The organism is Sulfolobales archaeon, assembly GCA_038897115.1.
GTDB lineage: Archaea > Thermoproteota > Thermoprotei_A > Sulfolobales > AG1 > AG1.
Map to the genome: position 1 here is coordinate 18972 of JAWAXC010000019.1, position 9393 is coordinate 28364.

Annotated in this window: 9 protein-coding genes and 1 pseudogene; 2 read left to right on the plus strand and 8 right to left on the minus strand. The window is 49.0% G+C overall.

Annotated elements, in window-relative coordinates; translation table 11 throughout:
* Together QXE01_04015 and QXE01_04020 are read right to left on the minus strand one after the other, a co-directional pair.
* A complete protein-coding gene (locus tag QXE01_04015; GenBank protein MEM4970401.1) occupies positions 1–1605 on the minus strand; it encodes a type II/IV secretion system ATPase subunit in 1605 nt (534 codons plus the stop codon).
* Between the two features lie 41 nt (positions 1606–1646).
* Positions 1647–1886 (minus strand): annotated as a pseudogene (locus tag QXE01_04020) (transposase).
* A gap of 137 nt (positions 1887–2023) precedes the next feature.
* On the opposite strand from QXE01_04020, the gene QXE01_04025 reads away from it, so the two are divergent.
* A complete protein-coding gene (locus QXE01_04025; protein ID MEM4970402.1) occupies positions 2024–2476 on the plus strand; it encodes a hypothetical protein in 453 nt (150 codons plus the stop codon).
* Here QXE01_04025 and QXE01_04030 read toward each other — a convergent pair.
* Together QXE01_04030 and QXE01_04035 are read right to left on the minus strand one after the other, a co-directional pair.
* Positions 2403–4919 carry a DNA polymerase domain-containing protein gene (locus tag QXE01_04030; protein MEM4970403.1) on the minus strand — a complete coding sequence of 839 codons (2517 nt, stop codon included), beginning with the start codon at positions 4917–4919 and terminating at the stop codon, positions 2403–2405. The two genes, QXE01_04025 and QXE01_04030, sit on opposite strands and share 74 nt — an antisense overlap.
* A gap of 50 nt (positions 4920–4969) precedes the next feature.
* Positions 4970–6994, minus strand: coding sequence for a DEAD/DEAH box helicase (locus QXE01_04035; GenBank protein ID MEM4970404.1), 2025 nt, complete (start codon positions 6992–6994; stop codon positions 4970–4972).
* A 40-nt stretch (positions 6995–7034) separates the two neighbouring features.
* On the opposite strand from QXE01_04035, the gene QXE01_04040 reads away from it, so the two are divergent.
* Positions 7035–7418 carry a hypothetical protein gene (locus tag QXE01_04040; GenBank protein ID MEM4970405.1) on the plus strand — a complete coding sequence of 128 codons (384 nt, stop codon included), beginning with the start codon at positions 7035–7037 and terminating at the stop codon, positions 7416–7418.
* Positions 7419–7651: 233 nt separating this feature from the next.
* On the opposite strand, the gene QXE01_04045 is transcribed toward QXE01_04040, so the two are convergent.
* The 4 genes from QXE01_04045 to QXE01_04060 all read right to left on the minus strand — a co-directional run.
* Positions 7652–8221 carry a hypothetical protein gene (locus QXE01_04045; GenBank protein ID MEM4970406.1) on the minus strand — a complete coding sequence of 190 codons (570 nt, stop codon included), beginning with the start codon at positions 8219–8221 and terminating at the stop codon, positions 7652–7654.
* A 33-nt stretch (positions 8222–8254) separates the two neighbouring features.
* Positions 8255–8578 carry a hypothetical protein gene (locus QXE01_04050; protein MEM4970407.1) on the minus strand — a complete coding sequence of 108 codons (324 nt, stop codon included), beginning with the start codon at positions 8576–8578 and terminating at the stop codon, positions 8255–8257.
* Positions 8575–9000, minus strand: coding sequence for a signal peptidase I (locus QXE01_04055; GenBank protein MEM4970408.1), 426 nt, complete (start codon positions 8998–9000; stop codon positions 8575–8577). The genes QXE01_04050 and QXE01_04055 overlap by 4 nt, the downstream gene beginning before the upstream one ends.
* Before the next feature lie 29 nt (positions 9001–9029).
* Positions 9030–9393, minus strand: a 364-nt coding sequence (locus QXE01_04060) for a hypothetical protein (GenBank protein MEM4970409.1), incomplete at its 5' end; no start/stop codon positions are given.

Sequence of the window (9393 nt, forward strand, 5' to 3'; positions counted from 1 at the left end):
CTATCTTCTCATTGCGGGGCATTCTCTTATGCTTTTCTTAAGCTCGATATTCCTTATCATTATACCCCTCGCTATTGTTTCGAATGATGAGAAGAACTCCCTGTTCTCCACCATATATTTTATCGACTCGGCCCTCTGCTCCAGATCCCATACCATGCACTCCACGGCGTATTGCTCTCCGTAGATGTCCCTCCCGATCTCCTTCAGCCTCTCGCTTTTCCTAACCACTTCATATGGATCGTCTGGTTTGAACCTGAACTCGCCCTGGTCGAACCAGAAGATCAGCTCGGCTCCCGGCATCTTACCATAGTCTGTGTCTCTCATCTTGGATGTGATCTCCCATACTCTGAAGACCTTCCTCACGGTCTTCGCAGTGCCTGGGACAAGCACGGGTGATAGATATACGAGTGTTGATATTACGAGCATGAAGGCTGGCTCGACTGAGATCGGTGGGCTCTTGATCCTGAGGAAGAACTTATCAGGGTCGGATGCGTGGAACGTGGTCATCGATCCATGTCCAGTAGCGGCTGCCTGGACAAGGGCTGCCATCTCCTTGCTCCTGACCTCTCCTATTATTATGTACTGTGCCCTTGATCTTAGTGCTCCAACAACAAGATCTTCAAGCGATATGTTCTGAGAAGGATCAGGAGATCTCCTGGTGTATAGATACTGTATATGTGGATGTGGAACCCTTATCTCCGGCACATCCTCGATAACAACGATCTTGTTGTCCCACGGGACGAATGCCAGCGAGCTCTGGAGGAAAGTGGTTTTCCCGCTACCCATCTCACCCATATATACCACGAACCTCTTATTCGAGATCAGGATCCAGAGGTATGCGGCCATGAGGGGTGTGAGTGCCTCCCTCGATATGAGATCCACGATTGTCAGCGGGTTCTCGGGGAACTTTCTTATTGTGAAGAAGCTGCTCTGTGTGTTATCAGCCTCCGATGTCCCCATAAAGATTCTGTATCCCTCGGGGCTTCTAGCCTCTACGATCGGTGTTGCCACTGACACCTGCTTACCAGTCCTGCTCGCGATCACCCTTACAAGGGCTAGCAATGCATCGTCGCTCGGCTTTCCATCCTTCATGAACACTATGTTGGTGGGTATCCACATCTGCCCAGTCGGGTTTTTCCTAATAACAACTCTAACCGGTTTTCTATAGTCATATGCATCTATCTCCTCAACGTTCTTATCCCTCATAGGAACATCTATCTCCCTCCAGCCAGCAACATTCCTTATAATTGTATATAGAACCTCTGGATGATGCTGCAGCGTTTCCCCAAGACCTGCTTCATCAGCTATTGTGTAGATCAGCTCCTCAAGCCTCCTCTGCCTCTCGTAGAAATCAAGCCCGTAGAATGATAGCACCTCGTTGCTTGTCTCCAGCATCCTGACCAACATGTTATATAGGCTCTCAGCCTCCGGGGTGGATATCTGTGGCTCATCTACTATGTAGTATGCTGTCTCGAGCTCACTATCATATGCTATATATATCGTAGCCATATCCTTGTAGCCTGCCGTGTATCTCTCTATGATCTCAAGCTCATTGAACGATCTCCCGATCACATGCTCCATATCAGTCGCAGCTATATTCCTCAACCAACCACCCATCTAGAGGTGTTAGCATAATAAGCAATGTTCTACTGCGGAGTTGGAAGCCTGACCTCCTCCCCGCCCTGAAGGGCGAGGGTTCCCTCAGGGCGGTTCATTGGTTTGCGGTTTACCGCCTTCATTCTCATCACTTCATAGCTGGTGGGTTTGGACACCCACCCCGCTCCATTCGTCCAGCGGTAGACCGCGGGCTGGGTCTTCAGCCCATTACCCCTATCCCTCGCCGGGGGTTTCCCTCTGCCCCCGGATCCTGGGGACTCGGGGATATGTTATAGCAGATAGGAGTTAGCCCGCCGAGGCTCCAAGGAATTATGAAACAAAAGCTTATAAGCATTAACAACATCCCCACCCTAAAGAGTGAGACTATCAGTTGTAAATGCCGCGGATACATTGACTATGATAGACCATGTCCGCCGCTGAGGAAGGCTCTGGGATCATAAGATGCTTCTCCATATACGAGTATATCCACGAATCATCACCTCTAGCAGCTGTTGTGTCGTGTAGCAATGGTAGAAAGGGTATCTGGATATCTGCCAAGCTCACGAAGATGATCCCTGGGGAGGTATTGAGACCATTCAACTTCACAGATGAGAAACCCATAATTGCTGAGGTTGTCCTCAACAGCGAGACAGCTCTCAGGGATGTCTATCTATTCACGAAGGAATTCCCACTCATAGATGAACTCGCTATACACAGGGTCTATCAGATCACAAGAGTGGCTTTCAGGAGAAGACTCGGCGTTATCGTTCGAGGGGTTGTCCAGGTTGCCGTGCCTGCTGTGCCAGCTACTCAGAGAGCTGAGAGAGGGGCTGGGGCAAGAGAGACGATCGATTTTGTGAAGCCCGCCGATGAGGAATAATCGATGCGAGGTCTTCCAACATCTTTATAGCAACCGATCTAGCTATTCTATACGCTGTCTCGAGATCCACCTGCTTCTCCGAGTAACTGACTATATATCCCCGCCTCTCATCCTCAACCCTCTCCACATTCCTAACAGAGACCCTCGTTATTGTCTCTCCAACTACGATCAGATCCCTTGGGGTGATCGGGATATACCTGATAGACAAAACCGTGTTCTCGATTGGAAGCGGGTATGGGAGGAAGTACGAGGATCCCCTCTTCTCACAAATCCCCATCGAGCACAGGACATAGATCATTGCGTAGTGTGATGGCTTATTCAGTAGCTTGAGCCTCCCAGTCTCCTCAGATACCAGCTCAAGCTTCATCGATTTCCTCAGGCTCAGAGCCTTGATAGCCTCCATTGCATCGAGGTTGGAGACATATCTATCAACGATCTCAGCCGGATCCACACAGTTTATCAGCATCCTCACAACCTCCTCCCTATTGATATCAAGCACCTCAGGTAGCTCGTGCTTGTAGAAGATACCCTTCAGCACGACCTTATCATCGCCTATGAGCACATAGGTTTTCTTGCTCTCGCCACCACCCCTCTTCCTCGTGGATATTATCATTGTGCTGTAGAAGCCCTCCAGCTTGATTGAGAAGGCCTCCCCAATGGCTCTCCTTATGGAGGATACAACATCCTCAACGATCGAATCAAGCATATCTCCCCTCGATGCGTATTCGGGAACCTCTATGAATATCGAGTCTGTATCGCCATAGACTACTCTTAGGCCGAGCTTCTCAACAGCCTCCCTAGCCCTCACAAGGATCTCGTTGGACTTGTAATAGATATACGCCGATCCGAACTCATTCAAAAGATTCCCAGCGTCCTTCGAGAGTGCTCCATAGGCTGAGTTGGATATGATCTTGAGAGCCTTGTCAGCCAGCTTAGCGGTTTGGTTTGTCTTCGACATCTCCTTAACCTTCTTTCTAGCCTGGTAGAGCTGTGTAAGGACGATCGAGATAGGCCCGGGCACCGGGTTAAAGTACATAGTGTATCCGCCTCCACCCCTTGTGACATATATCTTCATGCTGCCTGGGTGCACGGGTTTCTTCGATATAAAGCTTGTGATCGGGTCTACCTGGAAGAAGGTATATATTGTGGGGTATAGCTGGTCGAAGTCAAACACAAGTATATTCCTGTAGATCCCCGGCGGTGCGGAGATCACCTTGCCCATGTAGTGAACCTCATCGAGCCCCGGACTCTTTGGTGCCTTGCCATAGTCCCACTCCCTGGATCTATACTCAGTGACAACAGGCGGATCCAGGTTCTCCAGATACCTTATAAACATATACTCAACTATAGATCCAGCGGATGGTAGATCCTGTATCCTCGAGATAGGTATCTTCGAGATCGATGAGACACCAGCTAGCACAGGGATCCACTGGGAAGCGATCAGAAGAGCCATGGCCGAGTCCGCCTTCGAGTATAGCTCATATGCTGCTCTGTTACCATCATACCACCTCATGATCTGCTCAGGTGTCGCGGTTCTCTCAAGCCTGTATATATCTGTCCCCGGCCTCAGGATACCCAGCTCCCTCGCAACCTCATCGAGAGAATATGCTGTCGTGGATCTTATTCCGAGTGCTGATCTCATGCTTGTGACGAGCATGAAGAGATCTATATGTGTATGCATACCAGCATCGCTCGGTATATATCTATCGGAGCCCCAGTCACCCCTGTAGTACTTTATGAACCTAAGGTCGAATGCCGATGAGTTATACCCAACCACGAAATCCGGTGCTGTCTTCCTGATCATCTCCATGAGTGTGTCTATCACCTCCTCGCTCGTATCGCCATATATGATCTCCGTGTTCTCGATCGCATTCTCAAGGCTCAGCCCCTGTGCATCTGAGATCCTCGCAACAGATATCGATGCAGATAGAACCCTGGATCTCCCTGGCGTTGGGAAGTAGCTCCCCCTAGACTCTACCTCCAGGTCGAGCGATAGAACTGTGTGTCTGCTCACAGCCTCAGCAGCCCTGATCATTGCCTCCGCAAGGTCTTCACCGCTTAGAAGTGGGTCTTTCTCTGTGAAGAAGCTATCCACAAGATCAAAAGCAGCCCTCACATCGAACTTAACTATACCCCCATACCTCATCGGATGCCTTATCCCCGACACGAGCTTCTTAACCTGTGACGGGCTCTGCACATAGACCCTGTACACAGATAGATCTTTCGCCCATACATATCCACCCCTAGTGCTATCGAAGACAAGCGGGATCATATCTGTGTCCTCCAGCTCGGCATAGCTCGGCAGCTCCGGCCTAGATCTCGACATTAGGTAGAAATATGGTTTGAACTCCTCACCAGCTATTCTAACAGCCTCACCCCTGCCGAGGACACCGTAGATCTCTCTCTTCTTGCTATAAACAACCTGGAGATCGATTATGTTCATGGTAACAGCCCCTATCCCTTAAAAACATGTGATAAATCGATTGCACTAGGCTAGCTTCTACAGGTTCTTGAGCTCAGATATTCTTTGAGCTCCTTAAACCATGGTCTCTCTGTTTTATAGTCTGCAACAGCATATTTATAGATCTTCTCTGCTGTGTCCTCATCTATGCATGACGAGCTTATAAGTGCAATTGCATAGTTCCTAGCAAGCCTTTTTATAACAGCAAGCGGGATCCCGGCTTTTCTCAGGCTTATCATCGTGTCGTTGGCACCTGTTGCTAGGAGCTCTATTGCGTTTGAAAGCGACTCTCTAGCACTATCATTCCATCCAAATGCCCTACCCCTATATAGAGCCATTGCACCGCCTAGCTCGAACATCTTCTCTGCCAGTTCCTGTGCAAGCCTCCCCCTCCTGCCTCCGACCATGCTTGCACTCATAAGCCCGAAATCAACTGCTATCTCTCTCACATCCATGTGCTCCTGTGATGGATTCCCATCCCCGAGGATCTTTACAGCTATATCAGCGATCTCGTATAGAACTTGCTTCGCATCCTTACCAGCCGCGTTGTCGGCCAGCCTCTTCTCATCCATCTTCAGACCAACTGTTGCTGCGAAGTAGAGCTCCCTCGAGGGGAACCAGATCCTGTTATCCCTTATCTCTATGTAGCCCTCGCCGACGAGCCCATCTATAATCCTCTTCATCATAGATACAACAGCTTCTGAACCGGCATCGCCGTGGATCGCTGACCAGAATGTTCTCCTCACAAAGTTGGCAAGGGAACTAGGATCCCTGTTCCCATATGCTATCAGCCTCAGCAGGGCTCTTGTCATGAAGTCCTCATCATAGATTTTGGATGAGATGGGCTCAGCCTTGATCCTCATGATCGTCTTCAGGTATGCTGCCTCGGACTCGGTGTCTATGAAGATATGTACATGCCCCTCTTCATCGAGCCCAGGCCTCCCAGCCCTTCCGGCGAGCTGGTGGAACTCGGATGGCTTTAAAAGGCTCCCATCGTGGCCGTAGAGTGTTGTCATCACGAGATGCCTCGCCGGGAGGTTCACACCCTCGACCAGTGTGTATGCAGTCCCCAGGATCCTGATCTTTCTGCTGAGAAAGAGCTCCTGAACTAGCCTCCTGCTCTCAGCACTCAACCCACCGTGGTGGAAGCCAACCGGTGCTCTCCTAATTATATCTCTTAGCCTTAGATCGCTTTGCGACCCCCTGCCAAGCTTCTTCGCAATAGCAGCCCCCTCTACATCCCAGCCTGGAGGTGCTTTCACCCGATCTGCGATCGCGGATGCTAGATCCTCAACGGCTGCTCTTGTTGGAGCCCAGAACAGGATTCCATGCTCTTTGTTCTTCTCATATAGAGATGCTATGTATTCAACCACAGCGTGCTCCCTTGAACTGAATCTCCCGAGACCATCTATTATGAACACCACATCCCCATATTCATCCACGTCCTTCTCTATCCTCACCTCGTGGTAGAAGATCGGGATTGGCCTCTCCATCTCAGGCTTTATAATAGCCGCGTTGAGCCACCTAGCCATCGCATTCGCATCGCTGTCATCCACAGTCGCTGAGAGGCCAACGACATTTGCACCGATGCTCAGAGCCCAGGATACTATGAACTCCGTCTCCGGGGGCATTTCATGTATCTCATCAACTATTATAGATGCACCCCTCACCCACTCCACAACACTTCTATAGCTCACATACTGGCTCAGCTTGAAAGGTGTTGTGAACAGCATATCGCTCGAGACTATCTTCGCAGCCGTGCCCGGGAAATCCTTGTTCAAGATAGCCGGCTCCATATTTACTTTGCCAGCTATCTTCTCCCTGAACCATATATACTTCTCCCACGTGTTCGCAGTAGTTGTTGCGAGGTATATACCCCTGCCCTTCATAATGGCGTGCCAGAAGCCAACATATGTTTTCCCGCTACCCGTTGGTGCGATCACGATGTAGTTTCTGTCCGGCATCATGGTGTTTATCGCCAGCTCCTGCAGCTTGTTTGGATCCACTCCGAAGATGTATCTGAAGCTCTCCTCCCTCCTCCTCCCAATTGCTAGCATGGATATCCAAATACAGCGGTGAAATAAGGATGGAGTAGCCTTGGTTGAGGAGATAGTAGGTGCACTCATGGTCGTTGCTGTGATGACATTCGCAGCCCTCATAGGGTTCGCAATAGGTGTTGGAGCCTCAATACTCGTTGCAAAGGCTGTCTCCGGCCTCTACGTAGAGCCCATAGCGGTATCCGGTGTTGGTGTTCTGAGCGGCTCATACATATATCTCTTCATAAGCAACTCGATGCCAAAAGACGTACAGCCAGAGGTGTGGATTATCTGTGGCTCGAACTCATATAGATATGGATCTATCACGATCTACGCATCAGGGAGCTATGTATATAGGATCCCGGCCCCGAGCTGGGCAACACAGGGATCCTGCAAAGCCGTGCTCAGCTTCACCCAGGAATCAATATCGATCCCAATATTATAATGCACGCTACATGAGTGGTTGGAACTTAAACGCGGATTATTGGCTTCATAGGAGCCCTTCCTCTCCTTGCATTGCCCATCGGGCTCATAGTACCGCCCTCTAGCTAGGCATAACTAGCTACAAAGTTTTTAGGTTTTGGTTTATGGGGGAGATGGTTTAATAGGTACATGACATTTACATATCTAATAGCTCTGAGGGCTAAACACAATTAATATCGAAATCCAAAACAGCAGCTACATGAGGCAACGTCCACCGGGCCCTAACAATATGCACGATACAGGGCCGCCACCACCAGGATATTGTATGATATAGTAGATCACCATTGATGCTATTGAAGCCATCTTCATAACATCAGAGACCATCTTCGATGTCAGGGTGCATGATTCCGAACCAGTATATGCAACGCATATGTATTTGTCATAATTTGTCGAAGATATTGATGCACATGAGAACTTTATATAATTAATAGAGCCGGGTCTTACAATCGTATCTCCCGATGCATAGCATTGAAATAGTGCTACCGACGCGGTGTTTGGCCCGTTGAAGATGATGAGTGCATCTGCCTTGTTTATCGTTACACTGTATGTGAGTGGGTTCGCAACCCTCAGATATACAGTTATTGTGTATATTGAACCAGATAGATCGAGCTCCAAATCGCTTGCTAGCGATATCGCTATACCTCCAGAGGGTCTGGAGATGAGGGGACTCACAACTGAGAAATAGATCGCTGCGGCTCCAGCAGCTACTATCATGAGTGCTAGTGCAGCAACTATCTGTGATATAGCTCTCATCCTGAGACCCACAGGGATATCTACATAGTAAAAGCATAGCTATGCTTATTTCTTGAGCAATTCATCTTTTCTCGTAAGCCACCACCTGTGGATCTTCGATGCGTTTGCCCTCTCCTCCTCCTCCAGCTCCTCGTGGGATGCTGGGGCACCTGCTGATGATATATCCACGGCTGCTCCGCCAGAGATAACAACCAATATGCATGTATCCTCATCGCATGCGAGGATTAGGGCTGGGTCTGGCACATCCTGCTTGCAGAATGAGATCTCGCCTCTGTCTTTCCTGACCTCAAGCTGGATCTCGGATGGGTTTGATAGATAGTCGAATATGATGTAATAGTGTGTTCTGAAGAACCTGGCACAGAAGATCATCGAGATCTCCCCATACACCTGATAACAGCTATACATGCAGCGGCTATGATGAAGATAAGGATGAAAGATCCAAACGGGATCACCGCAATTGCCTTTCCTTTTATTGCCTGTGCTGATATCGGCTCATCCGGCACTAGATTTGCATCTCCCTTGGTAACAACCGATGACCCGTTGATCTCTATGACCCTGTGGACAACGCAGAAGAGGGCGGAGGAGCACCAGATAACAACATCGCCTACCCTGGGCTCTGCCCTCGATATGATCAGAAGATCTCCTGGGTATATGGTTGGAACCATGCTATATCCTACAACAGGTGCTATGAACACGGGTATCTCTATGAATCTCCACAGCAACATTAGAAGGATCAATGCTATCAATGCTACGATGAAGGTGGTTGCAAATAACCTACATATCCTAATCATCGCCTGCCCTGAAAAATATCTTGGAACATCTATATCTTTATGAAGTATTCGTTTTTATCGCATCCGGTACAGATGATTCTTAGGGCGGCAATGCCCTTGGGCAGCTCTGACCCTGCTGTGACTATGCATACAACTATGACAACAGATCTATCTGGATCTACTGTTATCTTGTTAGGTGGTGTTGGCGAGCATATACCGGCATCATTATATATGTATACGAGCCCCGATCCCGTTATTATGTTCGACCATGATGCATATGATGAGCTAATGCCGTATAGCGTTCCATCTATTGAAACATCTATGGGTGACCTATATTTGTTTGTAACAATGATGGACACGGTATTCAGATAGACGGGGTTTGATGGTGCTGATATGAACTTGCCATAGATATAG